The 21,575-nt window shown below is 72.2% G+C and carries 20 protein-coding genes; 9 read left to right on the forward strand and 11 right to left on the reverse strand.

Going from position 1 to position 21,575, the window contains the following annotated elements; genetic code table 11:
* The first annotated feature begins 16 nt into the window (after positions 1 to 16).
* Positions 17 to 1,009: an aldo/keto reductase gene (locus tag EDD93_RS30315; protein WP_123528675.1), complete on the forward strand. Its 993-nt coding sequence runs from the start codon at positions 17 to 19 to the stop codon at positions 1,007 to 1,009.
* A gap of 45 nt (positions 1,010 to 1,054) precedes the next feature.
* Here the strand turns inward: EDD93_RS30315 and EDD93_RS30320 are convergent, their stop codons facing one another.
* The 4 genes from EDD93_RS30320 to EDD93_RS30335 all read right to left on the reverse strand — a co-directional run bounded on the left by EDD93_RS30320 (position 1,055) and on the right by EDD93_RS30335 (position 4,340).
* Positions 1,055 to 2,245, reverse strand: a complete 1,191-nt coding sequence (locus EDD93_RS30320; protein WP_398905579.1) for a serine/threonine-protein kinase — start codon at positions 2,243 to 2,245, stop codon at positions 1,055 to 1,057.
* Positions 2,246 to 2,448: 203 nt separating this feature from the next.
* Complete coding sequence (locus tag EDD93_RS30325) at positions 2,449 to 3,135, reverse strand: HAD family phosphatase (protein WP_123529444.1); 687 nt, start codon at positions 3,133 to 3,135, stop codon at positions 2,449 to 2,451.
* 24 nt (positions 3,136 to 3,159) lie between these two features.
* Entirely contained in the window at positions 3,160 to 3,645 is a 486-nt protein-coding gene (locus EDD93_RS30330) for an Lrp/AsnC family transcriptional regulator (RefSeq protein ID WP_123528677.1), read from the reverse strand.
* Between the two features lie 104 nt (positions 3,646 to 3,749).
* Positions 3,750 to 4,340 carry a lytic polysaccharide monooxygenase gene (locus EDD93_RS30335; protein WP_123528678.1) on the reverse strand — a complete coding sequence of 197 codons (591 nt, stop codon included), beginning with the start codon at positions 4,338 to 4,340 and terminating at the stop codon, positions 3,750 to 3,752.
* Positions 4,341 to 4,726: 386 nt separating this feature from the next.
* Between EDD93_RS30335 and EDD93_RS30340 the strand changes: the two genes are divergently transcribed.
* Both EDD93_RS30340 and EDD93_RS30345 read left to right on the forward strand, forming a co-directional pair.
* A complete protein-coding gene (locus EDD93_RS30340; protein WP_123529446.1) occupies positions 4,727 to 6,238 on the forward strand; it encodes an FUSC family protein in 1,512 nt (503 codons plus the stop codon).
* Between the two features lie 104 nt (positions 6,239 to 6,342).
* Entirely contained in the window at positions 6,343 to 7,413 is a 1,071-nt protein-coding gene (locus EDD93_RS30345; protein ID WP_123528679.1) for a lactonase family protein, read from the forward strand.
* 131 nt (positions 7,414 to 7,544) lie between these two features.
* Here EDD93_RS30345 and EDD93_RS30350 read toward each other — a convergent pair whose 3' ends face one another.
* Both EDD93_RS30350 and EDD93_RS30355 read right to left on the reverse strand, forming a co-directional pair.
* The gene (locus EDD93_RS30350; RefSeq protein WP_123528680.1) at positions 7,545 to 8,468 is read right to left on the reverse strand and encodes a sirohydrochlorin chelatase; all 924 of its coding nucleotides are present in this window, start codon (positions 8,466 to 8,468) and stop codon (positions 7,545 to 7,547) included.
* Between the two features lie 95 nt (positions 8,469 to 8,563).
* Positions 8,564 to 9,697, reverse strand: coding sequence for an N-acetylglucosamine kinase (locus tag EDD93_RS30355; RefSeq protein ID WP_123528681.1), 1,134 nt, complete (start codon positions 9,695 to 9,697; stop codon positions 8,564 to 8,566).
* A 202-nt stretch (positions 9,698 to 9,899) separates the two neighbouring features.
* Between EDD93_RS30355 and EDD93_RS30360 the strand changes: the two genes are divergently transcribed.
* Entirely contained in the window at positions 9,900 to 10,577 is a 678-nt protein-coding gene (locus EDD93_RS30360) for a uracil-DNA glycosylase (RefSeq protein ID WP_123528682.1), read from the forward strand.
* Between the two features lie 44 nt (positions 10,578 to 10,621).
* On the opposite strand, the gene tsaD is transcribed toward EDD93_RS30360, so the two are convergent.
* Both tsaD and EDD93_RS30370 read right to left on the reverse strand, forming a co-directional pair.
* Positions 10,622 to 11,689 (reverse strand): tRNA (adenosine(37)-N6)-threonylcarbamoyltransferase complex transferase subunit TsaD, encoded by a 1,068-nt coding sequence (tsaD, locus tag EDD93_RS30365; protein ID WP_123528683.1) that lies wholly within the window; start codon positions 11,687 to 11,689, stop codon positions 10,622 to 10,624.
* 113 nt (positions 11,690 to 11,802) lie between these two features.
* Positions 11,803 to 12,159, reverse strand: coding sequence for a MerR family transcriptional regulator (locus EDD93_RS30370; RefSeq protein ID WP_123528684.1), 357 nt, complete (start codon positions 12,157 to 12,159; stop codon positions 11,803 to 11,805).
* A gap of 64 nt (positions 12,160 to 12,223) precedes the next feature.
* Between EDD93_RS30370 and EDD93_RS30375 the strand changes: the two genes are divergently transcribed.
* Entirely contained in the window at positions 12,224 to 13,033 is an 810-nt protein-coding gene (locus EDD93_RS30375; RefSeq protein ID WP_221217363.1) for an alpha/beta fold hydrolase, read from the forward strand.
* 69 nt (positions 13,034 to 13,102) lie between these two features.
* Here the strand turns inward: EDD93_RS30375 and EDD93_RS30380 are convergent, their stop codons facing one another.
* The 3 genes from EDD93_RS30380 to EDD93_RS30390 all read right to left on the reverse strand — a co-directional run bounded on the left by EDD93_RS30380 (position 13,103) and on the right by EDD93_RS30390 (position 15,774).
* Positions 13,103 to 13,339 carry an MbtH family protein gene (locus EDD93_RS30380; protein ID WP_123528685.1) on the reverse strand — a complete coding sequence of 79 codons (237 nt, stop codon included), beginning with the start codon at positions 13,337 to 13,339 and terminating at the stop codon, positions 13,103 to 13,105.
* Positions 13,340 to 13,469: 130 nt separating this feature from the next.
* A complete protein-coding gene (locus EDD93_RS30385; RefSeq protein WP_123528686.1) occupies positions 13,470 to 14,558 on the reverse strand; it encodes an exo-alpha-sialidase in 1,089 nt (362 codons plus the stop codon).
* Between the two features lie 157 nt (positions 14,559 to 14,715).
* Positions 14,716 to 15,774 carry a LacI family DNA-binding transcriptional regulator gene (locus tag EDD93_RS30390; RefSeq protein WP_123528687.1) on the reverse strand — a complete coding sequence of 353 codons (1,059 nt, stop codon included), beginning with the start codon at positions 15,772 to 15,774 and terminating at the stop codon, positions 14,716 to 14,718.
* A gap of 214 nt (positions 15,775 to 15,988) precedes the next feature.
* Between EDD93_RS30390 and EDD93_RS30395 the strand changes: the two genes are divergently transcribed.
* The 4 genes from EDD93_RS30395 to EDD93_RS30410 are packed head-to-tail and all read left to right on the forward strand — an operon-like array spanning position 15,989 to position 21,527.
* Positions 15,989 to 17,236 (forward strand): extracellular solute-binding protein, encoded by a 1,248-nt coding sequence (locus EDD93_RS30395; RefSeq protein WP_185092592.1) that lies wholly within the window; start codon positions 15,989 to 15,991, stop codon positions 17,234 to 17,236.
* Between the two features lie 2 nt (positions 17,237 to 17,238).
* Positions 17,239 to 18,168: a carbohydrate ABC transporter permease gene (locus tag EDD93_RS30400; protein WP_123528689.1), complete on the forward strand. Its 930-nt coding sequence runs from the start codon at positions 17,239 to 17,241 to the stop codon at positions 18,166 to 18,168.
* 4 nt (positions 18,169 to 18,172) lie between these two features.
* Positions 18,173 to 19,066, forward strand: coding sequence for a carbohydrate ABC transporter permease (locus EDD93_RS30405; protein WP_123528690.1), 894 nt, complete (start codon positions 18,173 to 18,175; stop codon positions 19,064 to 19,066).
* Positions 19,067 to 19,118: 52 nt separating this feature from the next.
* A complete protein-coding gene (locus EDD93_RS30410; RefSeq protein ID WP_123528691.1) occupies positions 19,119 to 21,527 on the forward strand; it encodes a glycoside hydrolase family 3 N-terminal domain-containing protein in 2,409 nt (802 codons plus the stop codon).
* Positions 21,528 to 21,575 lie beyond the last annotated feature (48 nt).

Genomic DNA, 21,575 nt, shown 5'->3' on the forward strand with positions numbered 1-21,575 from the left:
GGCGCGCAGACGTAGCATGATCCTCATGGAGCAGCGCGAACTGGGCAGGACCGGACGGGACGTATCGGTCGTCGGGCAGGGCACATGGCAGCTCGGCGGGGACTGGGGCGAGGTGCGGGAGGCCGATGCCTTCGGTGTGCTCGACGCGGCCGTCGAGTCCGGAGTCACCTTCTTCGACACCGCGGACGTGTACGGGGACGGCCGCAGCGAACAGCTCATCGGCCGCTATCTGAAGGAGCGTCCGGACGCGCGGGTCCTCGTCGCGACCAAGATGGGCCGGCGCGCCGACCAGGTGCCGGAGAACTACGTCCTTGACAACTTCCGTGCCTGGAACGACCGCTCGCGGTCCAACCTGGGCGTCGACACCCTGGACCTGGTGCAGTTGCACTGCCCGCCGACCGCCGTCTACTCCTCGGACGCGGTCTACGACGCCCTCGACACCCTGGTCGCGGAGGAGCGGATCGCCGCTTACGGGGTGAGTGTCGAGACCTGCGCCGAGGCGCTGACGGCCATCGCCCGCCCCGGCGTCGCGAGCGTTCAGATCATCCTCAACCCGTTCCGCCTCAAGCCGCTGGACGAGGTGCTCCCGGCCGCGCGTGCCGCCGGTGTCGGCATCGTCGCGCGGGTGCCGCTCGCCTCCGGGCTGCTCTCCGGCAAGTACACGAAGGACACCGTCTTCGCGCCGGGGGACCACCGCACGTACAACCGGAACGGCGAGGCGTTCGACCAGGGCGAGACCTTCTCCGGAGTCGACTACGCGACCGGGGTGGCCGCCGCGGCCGAATTCGCCGGGCTCGCTCCCCAGGGGGCGACGCCGGCGCAGACCGCGTTGCGCTGGATCATCCAGCAGCCGGGCGTCACCAGCGTGATCCCGGGCGCGCGTTCGGTGGAGCAGGCCCGCGCCAACGCCTCGGCTGCGGCGCTGGAGCCGCTTCCGCAGCGGACGCTCGACGCGGTACGTGACCTCTACGACCGCAGGATCCGCGCGGCGGTGCACGGCCGCTGGTAGCGGGCGGGAGCAGGGGCTGTCCGGCGGATCAGGGCGGGACAGGCCCTACCGGCCGTCGTCGTCGGGGGCCGGTGACTGCGCACCACTCGTCGAGGTGACGTCGTCCGGGGTGGTGGCCGAACTGGAGTCGGGGGAGAAGAGGCTCATCCCCAGGTACACGGCGGCGAGGAAGGCGACCGTGCCCGCGATGGCGCTGGCCACTCTCGGGCGGCGTCTTATCGCCTCACGGGTGCTGCGCCGCGGGGTGTTCCTCGACCGGCCCGCCGCGCGCCGCCCGTGTCCGGCGGCAGCCTGGGGCAGCCGGTAGGTCGTCGGAGCGCCGGAGTCCTCACCGGAGCCGGAAGCGGAGGCGCGGCCGGCCGCCGGCCCGGATGCGGGCCGGCGCGTTGCCGGGGGGGACGGTGCGTGCGCCGGCGGGTAGGCCGTGGCCGCCGTCTGCGGCGGGGCGGGCCGGTACATCGGCAGCGGCTCCGCCTGTCCGCGCCAGGCCTCGCCGCTGAACCAGTCGGCGACCTGCTGGGCGGTCGGCCGGTCCTCGGGCTGCTTCGCGAGGAGCCCCAGCAGATACGAGTCGAAGGCGGCGGACATCTCGACCCCGCGCTGCCTCAGCGGCACGGGCGGGGTGTCCACGTGCTGGTAGAGGGTGGCGGTCGGGGTGTCGGAGCGGAACGGCGGCTGGCCGAGCAGCAGTTGGTAGATCACGCAGCCGAGCGAGTACATGTCGGAGGCGGCGTCCGCCGTACGGCCCAGCGCCCGCTCCGGAGCCAGGTAGAGGCTCGTGCCGACGATGTGGCCGGTGGTGGTGAGCGCGGCGGACGGATCGTCGACGAACTGGGCGATGCCGAAGTCGCCGATCTTGACGGCGCCCTCCGCGTCCAGCATCAGGTTTCCGGGCTTGATGTCCCGGTGGACGATGCCCTGCCGGTGGGCGGCGGCCAGTCCGGCGGCGGCCTGGCCCGCGATGCGGGCGACCTGCTCGGGCTCCAGCCGTTCCTGGGCCAGCAGCAGATCGGACAGGCTCCGGCCCTCGACGAGCTCCATCACGAGGAAGAGCCGGTCCTCCCAGGACCCGAAGTCGAACACGGCCACCAGATGCGGATGGCTCAGCCGGGCCGCCGTCTGGGCCTCCAGCCGGAAGCGGGCGGTGGCCGACTCGTCCGCATGCTCACCCAGCAGCAGCTTCACGGCGACGGCTCTGCCGAGGACCTCGTCCGTGGCGCGCCAGACCTCGCCCATCCCGCCACGACCGATGGCGGATATCAATCGGTACCGACCAGCAACCAGCACCTGCGCACACCTATCTCGAGTTTTGGGCCGAGGACCGCTTCGACTGCCGCGGCTGCGACCTCATCGGGAACTGACGGGGTGGGGGACACGCAGCAAGATCAGGATATCCGCCGCGCGGCCTCCGGACGACCGTCGGGCGGCATCGGAACGGATCAGGCGAACAGCCACTCACAGGCGGCCTGCGCGCTGAACTCGCCCTGACCGCCGGGGAAGAGCAGGTCCGCCGCCACGAACGCGGGGTCACCGGCCGTCGCCCGGACGTAGGGGACCGCGATGCAGCGCATGCCCGCCGCCCGAGCCGCGGCGGCGCCCGGCGGGGCGTCCTCCACCACCACACAGCCGGCCGGCCGGACGCCGAGGCGACGGGCGGCTTCCAGGAAGACATCCGGCGCCGGCTTCCCGCGCGTGACCTCCTCGGCGGACACGTACTCGGTGAGGTACGCGTCGAGGCCGGTGCCCTTCAGCACGGCCTCTATCGCGGCCCGCGAGGAACCAGAGGCCACCGCCATGGCGACGCCGCGCGCGTGCAGCGCAGTCACGAACTTCCGCATCTCGGGAAAGGCCTCGGTCGAGCGGGCCGCCAGCTCCAGATAGATGGCGTCCTGACCCGCCACCAGTTCGCCGACGGACGCCTCGATGCCGTATTCGGTACGCAGCACGGCCAGCGCCTCGGGATTGCTGATTCCGATGAACCGGGCGTTCTGCTCCCAGGTGAAGTCCGGTACTCCGTACCGCTCAAGCAGCCGCCGTATCGACTCGTATGCGTTCGGCTCGCTGTCGACGAGGGTTCCGTCCAGGTCGAAGAGGACCGAAGGGGGCTGTGCGTGTGACGAGTTCATGGCGGCCATGCTGTCAGCCGCTGATCATCCCGTGCCACTCGCGGCCGCCCGGCCCACCGATTCCACCAGGGGCAGCAGCCGGTGCGCCACCCGCTCCCGCAGAGCGACCTCGGTGCTGGTCCTGACCACGCCCGGAAGCTGGATCAACTGCTGGATCACATCCTCCAGATGACCGTTGTCCCGGGCCACCACCCGGGTCAGCAGGTCGCCGCCGCCCGTGGTGGAGAAGGCCTCGACGATCTCGGGCACGGCGGAGAGCGCCTCGCCCACGTCGTCGAGATGTCCCTGCGTGACCTCCAGGTGCACGAAGGCGAGCACCGGGTGGCCGAGCGCGGCGGGGGAGAGGACCGGTCCGCTGCCGGTGATCACGCCGTCCCGTTCCAGCCGGTCGAGGCGGGCCTGGAGGGTGCCGCGGGCGATGGAGAGGATCCGCGCGTACTCCCGCACGCTGGTGTGCGGCTGTTCGATGAGCAGCCGCAGGATACGGGTGTCGAGCGCGTCCACCGCCATGGTCGGCCGGCCTCTCCCTGGTACGTCGGTCGGGGCAGCGACTGTACCAATGGCGCACCGGCCGCCGCCCCGGACCGGCCGGTGGCCGAGGCGGCGGCGGGACGTCAGAACTGCACGTCGGAGCAGGCGTAGAAGGCGTTCCCCGTGTCGGAGATCGTCCAGACGCCGAGGATGAGGTGCTTGCCGGACTTCTGCGGCAGTACGCCCGAGTGGCTCACGGTCGAGCCGGGCAGCTTGCCGCCGAAGGGCACGGTGAGGAACGGCTGCGGCTCCAGGTCGGCCCGGGTGAGCGGCTTGGCCGGGTCGTAGCCGTCCTTGGTGATGTAGTACCGGAAGTCGGTCGTGGCGTGCCGGGCCTCGATCCGCCAGTTGAACGTGTAGTTCTGCCCCGCGGTGACCTGGGTGGCGGGCCAGGCACCGCCCCGTGGGTCGTCGAGTTCGGAGAACCGGCCGATGCCGCCCGAGCAGATGTGGCCGTCGGCGGGTCCGCGGGTGGGGAAGCCCTTGGGGCCCTCGACGCTCGGGGGCTCCCACTGGATCTGCCCGCAGTGCTTGACGGTGCCGATCCCGCAGAGCTGCTGACGGCTGATGGGGGAGTCGGTGTAGCCGTGGCTCTGGGCGCTGCCGGAGGTGGCGAACAGTGCCGCACCGGCGAGGCCGAGCCCGGCCAGTAAGGAGGTGATCTTTCTGCGCATACGTAGCTCCTGGAGATGTGGGGTGATGTCCGGAGAGTTCTGCGGTCTAGACCAAGGGTGAGCGTAGTCATGTCAACTCGCCGTGTCCATACCGTCCTGAAGGCCCCGTCGCCGGTCCCTGGGAAGGGTCGGCGGTCACATGGCGGCCCTCTGGCCGGTGACCGTCCTTCGCGCACCGATGGCATAGAGGGGTGGGCCGATGGCCTCGCTGTGGCTGGCGAGGAACGGCTGTGATGGGCCATTGGCATACATGGAGCGGCCTCGGTTGAACCAACAGCCTCATAGGTGCTGAGATGGTTCCGCGACGGCGCTGCGGGTCCCCCGGGGATCTCTGCGGCGCCTTTCTCATGTCCGGACCGATCTGTGTACGTAAGGGGCGGGGCAACTTGCTGAAGAGGGTGTTCGTCGCGCAGGACCCGGGGCTGGTACGGCTGCGCTTCGCATCCAGGGCCGTGCTCGGCATCGGGCTCGCCGTCGCGCTGTGCGGAGCGGCGGGGCACTCGCTGGTGGCGGCCATCACCGGCGGCCTGGCCGCACTGCTCGCCCTGTTCACGGTGACCGACCCGACGGTGCGCGGGCAGGCGGCGACGACCGCGCTGCTCCCCGTCGTCGGCCTCCCGGTCCTCACCCTGGCCGCCGTGCTGCACGATGTGCCCGTCGCACGGGACCTGGCGTTCCTCGCCGTCGTCGGGGCGGGGGTCTACGCACGGCGGTGGGGGCCGCGCGGGCACTCACTGGGTGTGTTCGCCTTCATGGCCTATTTCGCCGCCCAGTTCCTGCACACCGTGCCCGCCCAGCTGCCCGAGCTGTACGCGGCCGTGCTGCTGTCGCTCGCCACGTCGTCCGTGGTGCGGTTCGGTGCGTGGTGCTACGAGCGCCGGATCGCCGCCCCCGTTGCCGTCGGACTCCCCTCCGGAGCGACGGGACTGGGGCGGATCACGACGCGACAGGCCGTACAGGCGACGCTCGGCGCGGGGTTCGCGCTCGCCGTGGGGCAGCTGCTCTCCGACCAGCGGTGGTACTGGGCGGTCGGCGCCACGTGGTGGGTGTTCGTGGCCACGACCTCGCGCGGCGAGACCGTCGTACGCGGGTTCAGGCGAATGCTGGGGACGGTGCTCGGGATCGGGCTTGGCTTCGCCGTGGCCGTTCCGCTGCACCATGAGCCGGTCGCGGCCGCCGTGGTCGTGGCACTGGGCGTGTTCGGGATCTTCTACACCGCCGCCGTCTCCTACACCTGGATGATGCTGGCCGTGACCGTGATGGCGAGCATGCTGTACGGGCTGCTCGGCGTGCTCGACGCGGGGCTGCTCGTGCTCCGGGTCACCGAGACGGCCGCGGGGGCGCTCGGTGCCGTACTCGCGGTGCTGTTCGTGCTGCCGGTGACCACCCACTCGGTGACCGAGGCGTGGGTGGAGCGGGCGCTGCGCTGTGTTCACACCTGCACGGCGCAGGCTGCCGCCCGGCTCGCGGGAAGCGAGGACGCCGACCCGCCCCGGCACGTCGCCGAACTGGAGGCGATTCTCGGCCGGGTCCGCCTGTCGCTGGCCCCTCTGGTGCATCCGCTCAACCCGATGAGGGCCCGCAAGGGACGGGCGCGGCACGTGCTCGCGCTGCTCGACGACTGCGCACGCGAGGTGCGCGGCCTGGCCTCCGTCGCCGCCGATCCGGAGGCCTCGCACGACGCCCGGCTCGCCGCCGCCTGCTGGCGCGTGGAGAGCGCGGTGGAAGCGCTGACGGCGTCCGAGCGGCGGGCGCGCACCCCGCTCGCCGTCGGGCTCCCGGCGCACACCGCCGAAGCCGGACCCGCCCTCGCCCACCTGCACGGCCTGGAGCGCGCGCTGGCGGAACTGGCCACGCCGCTGCACGGCCGGCCGCCGGCCCCGCTCGCCGCAGCCTGATACCGCACCCTTTGGTCCAGACCAGTCGGTCGCACTGCTACCGTCGCCGCGGAAGATCGCGACGGTCCCTCCGTCCTGATCAGTCGGCGGAGAGAGGCAGTGCGGTGGACAGCAGCAACGGTGCCGGACGGGCATTCATCGGGTCGTTCACCTCGGCGGGCGGGCGGGGAATCACCGCCGCCGCCGTGGACCGGGAGACCGGGGCGCTCACCGTCCTCGGCGCTACGGACTCCGTACCCGACCCCTCGTACCTCGTGCTGGGCCGGGGCGGCGGGCCCGGCGGCGCGGTCCTGTACGCGGTCAGCGAGACCGAGCCGGGAGCGGCCGCCGCCCTCGACGTCACCCAGGACACACCGAGGCCGATCGGCGCCCTGCGGCCGGTGGATGGCGACGGCCCCACACACCTCGCCCTCGCGGGCGGCCGGCTGCTCACCGCCAACTACGGCTCCGGCAGCGTCACTGTCCTGCCCGTGAGTGAGGACGGTTCGCTCGGCGCCGCTAGCAGTGTGCTCCGGCACGAGGGCGGCGGCCCGGACGCCTCCCGGCAGGAGAGCCCGCACGCCCACCAGGTACTCCCCGACCCCTCGGGGAACTGGGTGCTCAGCGTCGACCTCGGAACCGATTCGGTACGGGTCTGCGCGCTCGACCCGGACACCGGAGCGCTGCGCCTGCACGGAGAGACGGCGCTGCGGCCCGGCACCGGACCGCGCCATCTCGCCTTCCACCCCGGCGGCGCTCACGCCTATGTGCTCAACGAGCTCGAACCCACGGTCACGGTGTGCCGGTGGGACGCCGCCGCCGGGGTGCTCGAAACGGTCGGCGAGACGCCCGTACTGCCGCCGGAGGCGACCGGGGACAGCGCCCCGGCGAGCTACGCGTCCGAGGTCGTCGTCTCGCACGACGGCCGCTTCCTCTGGGTGGCCAACCGCGGGCACGACAGCATCTCGGTGCTCGGCCTCGACGCCTCGGGCGAGAACGCGTCCCTGGTCACCACGGTGAGCTGCGGCGGGCACTGGCCGCGCGACCTCGCCCTCGACCCCACCGGGCGACGGCTGTACGTGGCCAACGAGCGGTCCGGGAACGTCGCCTGGTTCGCCGTGGACCGAGCGACCGGCATCCCGGTCCAGGAAGGCTCTCTGGAGGCTCCTGCGGCCTCCTGTGTGATCTTCGCCTGAGTGGCCCGTTCGCGCAGGTGGCGAGCCGTTACGGGCGCCACCCGGGCCCTTCGGGCGGATGGGGCCCGGGGCCGGCTGTCACAGCCGGCCCCGGGCCCCGCCGCGCGACGCGGAACGCACCCCGGAACGGATCAGTGGGCCGGGGCCCCCTGGGCCACCGGGGGAGCGATACCGAGCGCCGTCGTGTACATCGACATCACCAGCTTGCCGATCGCCGGGTAGGCGCCGAGCGGCTCGGCCGCCGCGCAGCCCGCTTCCTTGACCGCGGAGTCCAGCAGGCCCTCGGCCACCTCGGGACCCACCAGGTACGGCGCGACCGCCAGCTGGAGCGAGCCGGAGTCCTTCAGCTGCGTGGCGATCGACGCGACGGAACCCTCGACGTCGAGTGCGGCGGCCATCACGGGCACCGCGAGCCGCGCGGCCAGCAGCATGCCGGTGATCCCGGCCGCCTGCACGGCCTCCTCGCCGCCCACCGTGGCCAGCACGATTCCGTCGGCTGCTGTGGCCACCGTGAACAGCCTGGCCCGGTCCGCGCGGGCGAGGCCCGCCTCGGAGAGCCGTACGTGCAGCGCCTCGGCGAGAAGCGGGTGCGGGCCGAGCACATCGGTCAGCTCGACCGGTGCCTGGCTGTCCGTGATCGCTTGGCCTATCCGCTGCACGAGGGCGCTGTCCGGTCCCGCGAGCAGCGGCACCACCACGGCGGCCGGACCCTCGGGCGGAGCGACCTCGCGGCCGGCGGCCGTCGCCTGCTCGAAGCGCGCGGTGCGCTCGGCGGCGCAGTGCGCGAGAGCCGAGACGAGAGTCGGGAACTCGGCATCGTCGCCGTCGAGGTAGCCGATCACGGCGTTCAGGCCGGGCAGCTCGGAGCGGGCGATGCTGATGACCTCTTCGGCCAGACTGCGGCTGGCCGAAGAGGGGGTACCGGGAACGGCGAGAACGAGCGCGGCAGCGCCCTCAGGTGCGACCACGGGCTCCGGGCGGCGGTGCCGTCCGGACTGGCGAGGTCGCGGCATTCGTACAGGCAGGCCGGAAGCGGGCCCAGTGGGGGTGCTCATGGCGCCGCATGCTACTGGTTTTGGGTACCCCGCTGCGCGGGGAGGGTCCGGTCGCGCGTTGTCTGTCCGTATTTATCCGATGGGCGGCTTACCGGTCAACTGCCCTGCTCTGTCACCCCCGCGGCGGCCGCTTGGTCCAATCCGGACAACGGAATGCTGAGCAGGGTCGGATGGTGCGGCAGGCGCAGACCGCCGGTGGCCAGGGCCCGCGCGATGCGCAGGGAGCCGATCAGCGGATCACCCGAACCGGGGACCGCTTGTGCGTGCGGCAGCAGCCGGGCCAGCTCCTCGCGCAATGGTACGAGCAACGGGTCGCCCATCCGGAACAGGCCACCGGCCAGCGCCACTTCGCACGGCTCGTCGTCGGCTCCCCGGCTCGGGCACACGGCGGCGGCGGCCTCCGCGATATGTCCGGCTGCGTCGCGCAGGATGCCCTCGGCGACGGGGTCGTGCGCCGCGCAGCCCGCCACCTCGGGAGCGAACGAGGCCAGTACGGCAGGCCGGTCGGTACGCGGATAGAGCAGTGCGGGGAGTCCGGGCGCCGGGCCGAACACCGCCTCCAGCCGGGCGAGCAGTGCCGGCGATCCGCCGCGCCGCCCGTCGTGGGCACGCATCGCCGCGTCGAGACCGGCCCGGCCGATCCAGGCGCCGCCACCGCTGTCCCCCAGCAGATGGCCCCAGCCGTCGGCCCGCCGCCACCGCGTCAGATCCGTGCCCAGGGCGATCAGGCCGGTGCCGGCCGCGACCACGGCGCCGGGCCGCTGGCCGACCGCGCCGGCGTACGCGGTCACGGCGTCGGCGGCGAGCGCCAGCCGGTGCACCCCGAGCGCGTCCGCCAGGGCGGCGGGCAGCTCGGCCCGCAACCGGTCCCCGAGCGTGCCCATACCGGCCGCGCCGATCGCCGCTGCGGCGATCCCGCCGTCGCCGTGCCGTCCGAGCAGCTCCCGGACGGCCGGCAGCAGTTGGTCCAGCAGATGGGCGGCGTCGATCCCGGAGGGCCCCGTCCGCACCGGCTCTGCACACACCGCCGTGTCCAGAGGCTCGTCCGAGCCCACGGTGCCCAGGGCCACCCGCAGTCCGGAACCACCCGAGTCCACGCCGAGGACGTACTCCCCCGCGGGGCCGGGCCGTGCGGAGGCGCCGGACGCCGGGCCGGGCCCGACGGGTGCGGCCGTCACGGCCGTCGCCGGCCGGCCGGCGCGGCGCTCCGGGGCTCCGGATGCGCGCATTCGGGACGAGGGGCCGACCTGTCGTGATGACGGCGAGTGAGCGCACTGGTCACTGGATGCAACGTACCCCCCTCGCTCCTGCCGAGCGGCTGCGGACTCCGCTCGCGTGGCTTGATGATCTGGATGACGAAGGGTAGCGCCTTGGGGGTGGCCACCCCGCAAGGGGGCTTCCCCTGTACGCGGTTGAGTAGGCTGACCCGTCATGGCACCACGACCCTTGAACGAGCTTGTCGAACCCGGATGGGCGAAGGCTCTCGAACCCGTAGCCGAACGTGTCGGCGCTATGGGCGACTTCCTCCGCGCCGAGATCGCGGCCGGCCGGACATACCTGCCCGCCGGCCCGAATGTGCTCCGCGCGTTCCAGCAGCCCTTCGACGACGTCCGCGTCCTGATCGTCGGACAGGACCCCTATCCCACCCCGGGGATGCCCATCGGGCTCAGCTTCGCGGTGGCTCCCGAGGTGCGAAACGTCCCGGGAAGCCTGGAGAACATCTTCCTGGAGATGGGCCGCGACGTCGGTACGCCAACGCCCTCCAACGGGGATCTGACGCCCTGGACGCGGCAAGGAGTCCTCCTCCTGAACAGGGTTCTCACGACGGCGCCCCGCCAGTCGGGGGCGCACCGGGGCAAGGGCTGGGAAGCGGTGACCGAGCAGGCGATTCGCGCCCTCGCGGCGCGCGAGAAGCCGCTCGTGTCGATCCTCTGGGGCAACGATGCCCGCAGCTTGCGCTCGCACCTCGGCCGGTATCCGGTCGTCGAGTCCGCGCATCCCTCGCCCCGATCGGCGGACCGGGGCTTCTTCGGCTCGCGGCCCTTCAGCAGAGCGAACGATCTGCTCACGCAACAGGGGGCCCAGCCGGTCGACTGGCGGCTTCCGTAACGGCTGTTCGTCGTGGCCGGCCCCGGGCCCGGCCACGAGCCCCGTCAGGCGGCCCTGGTGGCACGGGCGACGGGGTGCAGTGCGGCGAAGTCCAGCGGGGCGGACGGATCGATGGACACATCCAGCGGGGCGGGTTCGGCTCCTGCCCGGACCAGGAGGTCACCGACGGCCGCGACCATCGCTCCGTTGTCGGTGCACAGCTTCGGCGGCGGAACCCGCAGCGTGATCCCCGCGGCCGCGCAGCGTTCCTCCGCGAGCGCCCTGACCCGGGAGTTGGCGGCCACGCCGCCCACCACGACCAGCGTCCGCACCCCGTGCTCGCGGCAGGCGGCGACGGCCTTTCGCGTCAGCACGTCGGCCACGGCCTCCTGGAGTGAGGCCGCCCCGTCCGCGAGGGGCAGCTCCTCGCCCCGCAGCCGGTGCTGCTCGGCCCAGCGGGCGGCGGAGGTCTTCAGGCCGGAGAAGGAGAAGTCGTGGCGCGAGTCCCCGGGCCCGGTCAGCGGCCGGGGAAACGCCACGGCGTGCCGGTCTCCCTCCCGCGCGGCGCGGTCGACGGCGGGGCCGCCCGGGTACGGCAGCCCGAACACCCGGGCCACCTTGTCGAAGCACTCGCCCGCCGCGTCGTCGATGGTGTCGCCCAGGTGCGTGATGGGGTCCCTCGCCAGATCGCGTACCAGCAGCAGCGAGGTGTGACCGCCCGAGACGATCAGCACCATGCAGGGATCGGGCAGAGGTCCGTGCTCCAGGGTGTCGGCGGCGACGTGCCCGGCCAGGTGGTGCACCCCGTACAGCGGCACCCCCAGTGAGAACGCCAGCGCCTTCGCACCGGCCAGACCCACCTGAAGCGCCCCGGCCAGGCCGGGACCGGTGGTCACGGCTACCGCTGCGATGTCCGGCATCCGCAGTCCGGCCCGGTCCAGGGCCTCGCGCACGACGGGCGTGAAGGAGTGCAGATGAGCCCGCGCGGCGATCTCCGGAACCACTCCGCCGAACCGCGCGTGCTCGTCCATGCTCGACGCGACCGCGTGCCCGAGCAGCCGCCCGTCGCGTACGAGACCAGCACCCGTCTCGTCGCACGACGACTCGATGCCCAGCACTAGTGGAGACTCCACGCCACACCCTCCTGCACCCCATGATTAACTGCGATCAATGTGCAATAAGGGTACGGCTGGACCGGCCTGCCCGGTGTCCTGCCACCGGCGCGGACGGGCCCGGCCCTCTCGCGCTACCGGAAGGGTGCGTCGGCGATGACGGCTCCGAGCATCGTGCGGGATGTCTGCAACTCCTCGATGGCGCGGCCGATCCTCGCGTGTTCCTGCCGCAACCGGGCGACCAGGTCCGGGCAGGTGGGCACGATGCGCTCGTCGTCCGCCTCGATGCAGGGCAGGACCTGGGCGATCACGGACGTCGGGAGCCCCGCTGCCAGCAGGCACCGGATGCGGCGCACCGTTTCCACGTCCGGTTCGCTGTAGACCCGGTAGCCGCTCGACAGCCGGGCCGGTTGCAGCAGTTGCTGCTGTTCGTAATAGCGCAGGAGCCGTTCGTGGACTCCGGTGCGCCGGACCATCTCCTTCATGCGCACGTGGTCCGCCCCCGATTCGCACGGCTTGACTCTGACATTGATGTCAGAGTTTAGCGTCGTCGGCATGACCACCGGACATGCGCTTCCCGCTCCCCGCCTCGCTGCCCTGGTGCAGGGCAGCGGCCCCGCCCTGTTGCTCGCCCATGGTGCCGGGGGCGGCATCCACGGCAACTTCGGCCTCGTGCTCGACGACCTGGCCCGTGATCACACGCTCGTCGGCCCTCACTACCCGGGCGCCGGTGGCACCGCTGTCGCCGAGAAGCCCCTGGAACTCGACGATCTCGCCGACCAACTGGTCGCGTCCGCCGTAGCGGCAGGGCAGGAGTCGTTCACCGTGCTCGGTGAGTCACTGGGCAGTGCTGTGGCCGTGCGGGTCGCCACCCGTCATCCCGAGCGGGTCACGGCACTCGTTCTCACTGCCGGATTCGCCGTCGCGGACCCGGTCCTGGCGTTGGCGGCCCGGCTCATCAAGTCTCTTGCGGCCGCGGATCGGTGGGATGACGTGGCCCGGCTCGCCTGCCTGTCCTGCATGTCCGCGAGGGACCTGGCAGACATCGGGCGCGCCGAACTCGACACCCTGGTGACCGGGACGAGGGCTGCCATGCCGCCGGGGACGGTGGACCACTTCGACCTGGTGTCCCGGGTGGACGTCCGGCCGGACCTCGCGCACCTGTCCGTCCCCGTGCTGGTGGTGGCCCCGACCGGTGACAGGCTCGTCCTCCCCGACAGCTCCTTCCGGCTGGCGGCCGGCATCACGGGTGCCGAGCTCGTCGAACTGCCCGGCGCCGCACATGTCCTCAACGAGGCCGACCGGGCGGCATGGCTGGGGCACGTCCGCGCATTCCTGCGCAGGCTCCCCCCACGCGCGGCATGATCGCCCCGGGGCCGTCCCGGGCCGGCCCGGGTGTGCCCGCCGGCCCCGGGGGCGGCGGGCACGACGCGGTCAGTCCCTGGCGGTGGCCTCGTCCATCCGCAGGCGCAGGCTCAGCGGGCGCATGTCCGTCCACACCGTCTTGATGTGCTCCAGGCACTCGGCCTTGGGGCCGGTCTTGCCCTCCGGGCGCCAGCCGAGCGGGAGCTCCCGGTCCGCCGGCCAGAGGCTGTACTGCTCCTCCTGGTTCACCACCACCTGGTAGGTGCGGTTGTCCTCCTGGTCGTTCCAGCTCTCGTCGTTGCTCACGCCGTCTCCTTGTCCGCTCGTCGGTTGGTTCGCCAGCCGGTGAACGAAGAGGAGGGCGTTCCGTCACGGAGACCTCGTCCGGAGGGCGTGGTGCGACGGCGGTCCGCTGCCGCAGGTGCGGCGGCGTGGATCAGCCGCCGGTGGCCGCCGCCCGGACGCAGAGGACATCCGGCAGGTGTGAGATGAGCTGCTGCCAGCTGTCCCCGTCGTCCGCGCTCGCGTAGACCTCGCCGTTGCGGTTGCCGAAGTAGACCCCGGCCGGATCGGCGTCGTCGGTGCAGAGCGCGTCACGCAGCACCGTGCCGTAGTGAGCCCCCTCCGGGAGGCCCGTGGACAGGGGCTCCCAGCTGTCACCCGCGTCCCTGGTCCGGAAGACCCGGCAGCGGTGCCCGGCCGGGACCCGGTCGGCGTCGGCGTTGATCGGGAAGACGTACGCGGTGTCCGCCCGGTGCGGGTGCGCCGCCACGGCGAAGCCGAAGTCGGAGGGCAGCCCCTCGCCGATGTCCGTCCAGTTGCTCCCGGCGTCGTCGCTGCGGAACACGCCCCAGTGGTTCTGGAGGTAGAGCCGGTCGGGGTCGACCGCGTCCCGGCTGACCTTGTGCACGCACTGGCCGAACTCCGGGTTCGGGTCGGGCAGGAAGACGGCCGAAACGCCCTTGTTGGCCGGGGTCCAGCTCTCGCCGCCGTCGGCGGTCCTGAACACCCCGGCGGTGGAGACCGCGACCGTCACCGCCTGTGCGTCCCGCTCGTCGGTCAGGACGGTGTGCAGCCCCTCGCCGCCCCCGCCCGGCACCCATTTCGAACGCGTCGGATGCTCCCAGAGCGGGCGGATCAGCTCGAACGACTCGCCGCTGTCCCGCGAACGGAACAGCGCGGCCGGCTCGGTGCCCGCGTAGACGACGCCGGGAGCCTCGGGGCCCGCGGGCTGCAGCTGCCAGACCCGCTCCAGGGATGCCCCGGTGAACTCCGGGAACTTCACCGCCGGGCGCTTGGGTTCGACCCAGCCGGCGCCCAGGTCGTCGGAGTGGAAGACGGACGGGCCCCAGTGCGCGCTGTCGCCGCCGACCAGCAGGCGGGGGACCTCCCGGCGGGTGTCGATGGCCACCGAGTAGATCGCCTGAGCATTGAAATGCGGACCGTCGAACTTCCACGCGCCATCGTGTCTGCGGCCGATGAAGAGTCCTTTGCGGGTACCCACGGTGAGCAGAACATCGGTCATGACCCGAACCTCCCGAAACGCCGTTGTGCCGGATACGGGCCAGTCTGCACCCGGCCACTGACAGCGGCGCGCAGGACGGCGCGGGACGCCGCCGCTTCCGCAGCCGCGCCCGCTGCGCGGCGCCCTGCCGCTGACCCGGACCCGCGACGGCTCCGGGTCAGCGGCAGGGCGCCGCCGTGCTGCTGCGTACGACCAGGTTGGTGGCCAGGTCGACCCGGGTCGTCGCCGGCTGCCGGCCCCGGCCCAGGTCGAGGACCAGGCGGGCGGCCGTCTCGGCCATCTCTATGAGCGGCTGGCGCACGGTGGTGAGCGGCGGGCCGATCCACCGGGTGAGGGGCAGGTCGTCGAAGCCCACGACGCTCAGGTCCTCGGGGATACGCAGGCCCAGCTCCCGCGCCGCCTCGTACACGCCGAGTGCCTGGAGGTCGTTGCCGGCGAAGACCGCCGTCGGCCGGTCGGCGCGGCGCAACAGCTCCAGGCCCGCGGTGTAGCCCGCCTCGTGCTGGAACTCGCCCTCGCGGACCAGGGTGGGATCGATCGGCAGGCCCGCGGTCTCCAGGGCGGCGCGATAGCCGTCCACCCGGGCCCGGCTGCACATCATCCGGGACGGGCCGCTGATGACCCCGATCCGCCGGTGCCCGAGCGCGGTGAGATGCCGGGTGGCGGCCAGCCCGCCCTGCCAGTTGGTCGTCCCGACCGAGGGGACGTCGTCGCCGGGATCGCCCGCCGGGTCGACGACCGCGTACGGGATGCTGCGGCTGGTCAGCTGGGCGCGCTGGGCCGCGGTGAGGTCGGAGAGCACCAGGATCACCCCGACCGGCCGCCTGGCCAGCACCCCGTCCACCCAGGTCTGTCCCGGGGTGAGCCGGCCCGCGCTCTCCGAGAGGACCAGGCTCAGCCCTTCCTCCCTGGCGACGTTCTCCACCCCGCGCACGACCTCCATGGCCCAGGCGCTGTCCAGCTCGTGGAATACCAGGTCGATCAGCTGGGACTGGGTCGTGGAGCCGCGTCTGCGGCGGTAGCCGTGCGCCAGCAGCAGCTCCTCCACCTTGGTGCGGGTAGCCGGGGCGACGTCGGCGCGCCCGTTCAGCACCTTCGAAACTGTCGGAGCCGAGACTCCGGCCGCTCGGGCGATTTCCGCCAGCGTGGCGGTGCCTTCCGACGATTCGCCGGTCGGCGCATTCTCCTGATGTGACTGGACGTTTGCGGGGCTCATAAAGGGATCGTAGCTTCCCGGGGCTCCGTCCGGCGCCTGGGTCAGGCGCGGGCAAATACCGTTCCCCGACCCCTTGACGCACCCGAAACCCGACCGTACCGTTCCGGCAACATTCGGAAGTCACACCGAAACATTCGACAGAGGTGCGGTCATGCGGTCGGGCATATTCACTCAGGGCACACGTACGGCGAGATGGACCGCGGCCGGCGCCGCCATGGTCATGGCCGGCCTGCTGGCCGGCTGCGGATCCGGCAGCGACAGCGGGGGCGGCGGCGGAACCCTCACCGCCTACGTCTACGGGGACGACGCCGTGAAGATCCAGGAAGCGGCGGTGAAGGAGTTCAACACGACCTCCGACGTCAAGGTCAAGCTCGTCCCCGTACCCGGCACCGACTACGTCAACAAGCTCCGCAGCGCCATGGGCTCCCCGAGCGCCCCCGACATCTTCTACAACTGGGGCGGCGGCTCCATCAAGCCGTACGTGGACGCCGAGCAGGTTGTCGACCTCACCTCGACGATCAAGAACGACCCCACCCTCAAGGACGGCTTCCTCCCGTCGATCGTCGAGGCGGGCAGCCTCGACGGGAAGATGTACGGCGTCCCGATGCGCGGCATGCAGCCCGTGATGCTCTTCTACAACAAGACCCTCTTCGCGCAGAACAAGCTCCGGCCCCCCACGACCTGGGAGGACATGCAGAAGGCCATCACCGTCTTCAAGGGCAGGGGCATCACGCCGTTCGCCCTCGGCGGCTCCGACAAATGGCCCGAGCTGATGTGGATGGAGTACCTCCTCGACCGGATCGGCGGCCCCGGCGTCTTCCGGAAGATCCAGGGCGGCGACAGCTCCGGCTGGGGCGACCCCGCCGTCCTCAAGTCGGCACAGACCGTCAAGGAGCTCGTCGACGGCGGCGCGTTCGGCAAGAACTTCAACTCCGTCGACTACGGCAACGGAGGCGCCCCCACCCTGCTCAACAAGGGCAAGGCCGCCATGCACCTGATGGGCTCGTGGGAGTACTCGACGCAGCTCGGCAAGGCGCCCGCGTTCGCCAGGAAGGACCTCGGCTGGACCGCCTTCCCGACCGTCGCGGGCGGCGTCGGCGACCCGGCCGACGTGGTCGGCAACCCCACCAACTACTGGTCCGTCAACACCAGGACCAAGCACAAGGGCGCCGCCATCGCGTTCCTGAAGACCATGGCCGCCAAGTCCTACAGCAAGGCCCTGGTCGACAACGGCGACATCCCGACCACCTCGAACGCCGCCTCGACCCTGGACTCCTCGCCCAACCCGCAGTTCGCGCACGACCAGTACTCCATGGTCCAGAAGGCGCCGAGCTTCACGCTCTCCTGGGACCAGGCGCTGGAGTCGCAGATCGCCACCCCGCTGCTCACCGAGATCAGCAAGCTGTTCGCCGGCAAATCGACCCCCGAGCAGTTCGTCGCCGCGATGAAGGCCGTCAAGTAACGATGTCCCAGCTCTCTCCGTACGCCCAGGTGCGTGGAGGAAGGAAGGCGGCCGCCGGCAACGTCGGCCGCCCGCCCGTCGGCTGGGCGCTGCCCGGCATCCTCTTCTTCGCCGTCTTCGCGATCGTCCCGCTGGCGATCGCCGTCTACCTGTCCTTCTGCCACTGGGACGGGCTGAACTCCCCGACCCCGGTCGGCACGGACAACTGGACCCGGCTGTTCAAGGACCCCGAATTCCGTCAGGCCGCCTGGCTGAGCCTGCTGCTCACCACCGTCAGCTGGGCCTTCCAGACCCCGGTGGCGCTGCTGCTGGGCGTCTGGGCGGCCGGCAGACAGCGCAGCCGGACCTTCCTCTCCGCCGTCTTCTTCATCCCGCTGCTGCTCTCCACCACCGCCATCGCGATGCTCTTCCACGCACTGCTCGACCCCAACTTCGGCGTCATCGAGCAGATCGGCCCCTGGCTCGGCATCGACCCCAACGTCATGGGCTCGTCCACCGGTGCCCTGCTCACCGTGGCGTTCGTCGGCGGCTGGCAGTTCATGCCGTTCCACACCCTGATCTACCAGGGCGGCGCCCGGCAGATCCCGGAGGTCCTCTACCAGGCTGCCGCCATCGACGGCGCCGGGATGCTGCGGCAGTTCTTCCACATCACCCTGCCGCAGCTGCGCAACACCATCACGACCTCGTCGGTCCTGATGATCGTCGGCTCGCTCACGTACTTCGACACCGTGCTGATCATGACCAAGGGCGGTCCGGGCACGGACACCACGATCCTGCCCTACCTGATGTACCGCACCGGCTTCCAGACCTACGACCTCGGCTACGCCGCGGCCATCGCCACCGCCCTGGTGGTCGTCGCGACCGGTCTGTCACTGATCCTGGTGCGCTTCAGCGGCTTCGGGTCCATGCGTTCGACGCGGGAAGGTATGTGACGTCATGTCTGTCGACACCCGTCGTGCGGCGCCGCCCACGACGCCCCCCTCCCCGGCCCGGAACGCCACCGCCCGCCGGCGCCGGAAGCGGGGAAACCCGCTGGCCGGACTCGGCTCGCTGGTCTGGCTCGTCATCGTCGTCGTACCGCTGTACACGCTGGTCTCCTCGTCGCTGATGCACCAGGACGAGGCGCTCAGCGGCGATCCGCTGGCGTTCCCGGCCGACCCGACGCTGGAGAACTACAACAGCGTGCTGCACAGCGGCTTCCTCACGCTGCTGGGCAACACCGCGATCGTGGCCGCCGCCACGGTCGCCATCGTGCTGGTCCTCTCGGTGCCCGTCGCCTACGTGGCCGTGCGCACCCGCAGCCGGCTCTCCTCGCTGGCCTTCCGGACGTTCCTGCTCGGTGTGGCCATCCCGGCCCAGGCCGTGATCGTGCCGCTCTACCTGCTGATCGGCAAGATGGGCCTGTACGACACGCTGCCCGCGATCATCCTGCCGACCGCGGCCTTCGCGATGCCGGTGGCCGTCCTCGTCCTGAGCGGCACCATGCGGGACGTCTCCGAAGAGATGTACGAGGCGATGGCACTGGACGGCGCCACACCCCTGCGGATGCTGTGGCAGCTCGCCATCCCGATGTCCAAGGGCGGCATCAGCACCGTGGCGATCTTCTCCGCGCTGCAGGCCTGGAACGGATTCCTCTTCCCGCTGATCCTCACCCAGTCGCAGGAGAAGCGCGTCCTGACGCTCGGCCTCTTCAACTTCATGTCCCAGTTCGGAGTGAACATCCCGGCCGTGCTCGCGGCGATCGTGCTCTCCGTGGTGCCGATCTTCGCCGTGTACCTCGTGGCGCGCAGGGCGCTGGTCAACGGACTGATGGGGGTGGGCGGCAAATAACGCACCCACGCCGCCCCGCACCACCGCACTCATGAGAGGAACCCCTGCCCCCATGGCAATCCCCGCTGTCCCGCACGCCCGCCGCACCGAGACGGTCCCCGCCACCGAAGGCCCCTGGCGCGACCCCTCGCTCACCCCGGGGGAACGGGTGGCCGACCTGGTCCCCCGGATGACCCTGGAGGAGAAGGCCGCCCAGCTGTACGGAGTCTGGGTGGGCGCCGACGCCGACGGCGACGGGGTCGCGCCGCACCAGAACGACATGGTCGACCCGGTCGACTGGGACGAGCTCACCACCCGGGGCCTCGGCCAGCTCACCCGGCCCTTCGGCACCGCCCCCGTCGACCCCGGGCTCGGCGCGCTCGCCCTGGCCCGCGCCCAGCGCCGGATCGCCGGGGCCGGACGGTTCGCCATCCCGGCCCTCGCCCACGAGGAGTGCCTGGCCGGCTTCACCGCCTGGGGCGCCACCGCCTACCCCGTCCCGCTGTCCTGGGGCGCGGCCTGGAACCCGGAACTGGTCACCGAGATGGCCCACCGGATCGGCCGGGACATGCGCTCGGTCGGCGTCCACCAGGGCCTGGCCCCCGTCCTGGACGTGGCACGCGACCTGCGCTGGGGCCGCGTCGAGGAGACCATCGGCGAGGACCCCTACCTCGTCGGGACCATCGGCACGGCGTACGTACGCGGCCTGGAGTCCGCCGGCATCGTCGCCACCCTCAAGCACTTCGCCGGGTACGCGGCATCGGCGGGCGCCCGCAACCTCGCACCCGTCAGGGCCGGGGCCCGCGAGATGGCCGATGTGACCCTGCCGCCCTTCGAGATGGCGCTGCGCGAGGGCGGCGCCCGCTCGGTGATGTCCTCCTACGCCGAGATCGACGGAGTGCCGTCGGCGGCCGACCCGGGTCTGCTCACCGAACTGCTCAGGAACACCTGGGGCTTCACCGGAACCGTCGTCGCGGACTACTTCGGCATCGGCTTCCTGGAGACGCTGCACAAGGTCGCCGCCGACCGCGCGGACGCCGCCCGGCTCGCCCTGGGCGCCGGCGTGGACGTGGAACTGCCCACCGTCCGCAGTTACGGCGACGCCCTCGTGGCCGCCGTTCGAGAGGGGACCGTGGCCGAGGAACTGGTCGACCGCGCGCTGTACCGCGTACTGCTGCAGAAGTGCGAACTCGGCCTGCTCGACCCCGACTGGTCGCCGCTGCCCGCCGCCCTGCGGGACACGGACCCCGGGCGGGCCCGGGACACCGTCGACCTCGACCCGCCGGAGAACCGGGCACTGGCCCGCGAACTGGCCGAGCAGGCCTGTGTGCTGCTCGCCAACCCCGACGGCGTGCTGCCGCTGCCTGGCACCGGCCGGATCGCGGTCGTCGGACCGCGCGCGAACGACCCGCTGGCCATGCTCGGCTGCTACTCCTTCCCCAGCCATGTCGGCGTCTCGCACCCCGAGACCGCGATGGGGATCGACGTGCCGACCGTGCTGGAGGCGCTGCGCGGCGAACTCCCGGGCGCGGAGATCGGCTTCGCGGCCGGCTGCGAGGTGGACGGCAGCGACACGTCCGCGATCGCGGACGCCGTCCGGCTGGCCGGGGACGCCGATGTATGCGTCGCCGCGGTCGGTGACCGGGCCGGCCTCTTCGGCCGAGGCACCTCGGGCGAGGGCTGCGACGCGTCCGACCTCTCACTGCCCGGCGCCCAGGGTGAGCTGCTGGACGCCCTGCTGGCCACCGGCACCCCGGTGATCCTGGTCCTGCTGACCGGGCGCCCGTACGCGCTGGGGCGGTGGGCGGACCGGGCGGCCGCCGTCGTGCAGACCTTCTTCCCCGGCGAGGAGGGCGGCCCGGCGCTGGCAGGGGTGCTCTCCGGGCGGGTCAACCCCTCCGGCCGGCTGCCGGTGGGCGTACCGAAGGGGCCGGGCGGCCAGCCGTGGACGTATCTGCAGCCGCCGCTGGGACTGGCGAGCGGGGTCAGCAATCTGGACCCGACACCGCTCTACCCCTTCGGACACGGCATCTCCTACACCTCCTTCGACTGGGAGCAGCCCGGTCCGGTCCCGGCCGAGATCCCCACCGACGGCTCGGCCGGCATCGAACTCACGGTCCGCAACACGGGTGACCGCGAGGGCGCCGAGGTGGTGCAGTTGTACGTCCACGACCCGGTCGCCCAGACGACCCGCCCGCAGATGCGGCTGATCGGCTACGCGCGGGTGGAGCTCGCCGCAGGTGCGGCGGCCAGGGTCCGCTTCCGCTTCCACGCGGACCTGGTGTCCTTCACCGGCATCAGCGGCCGGCGGGTCGTCGAACCCGGTGAGCTCGAACTGCGGCTCGCCGCCTCCAGCGCCGCCACCGCCGTCCGCCGGACGGTGCGGCTGCGGCTGACCGGGCCCGAGCGGACCGTCGACCACCGGAGGCGGCTCGTCTGCGGGACCTCGGTCGAGCCCGTGGCGGAGCCGGCCGCGCACTGACACCGGAGCCGTCCGGGAGCCTCCCAGCCGAGGTGCGGGGAGGCTCCC

Source organism: Streptomyces sp. 840.1, assembly GCF_003751445.1.
Lineage (GTDB): Bacteria > Actinomycetota > Actinomycetes > Streptomycetales > Streptomycetaceae > Streptomyces.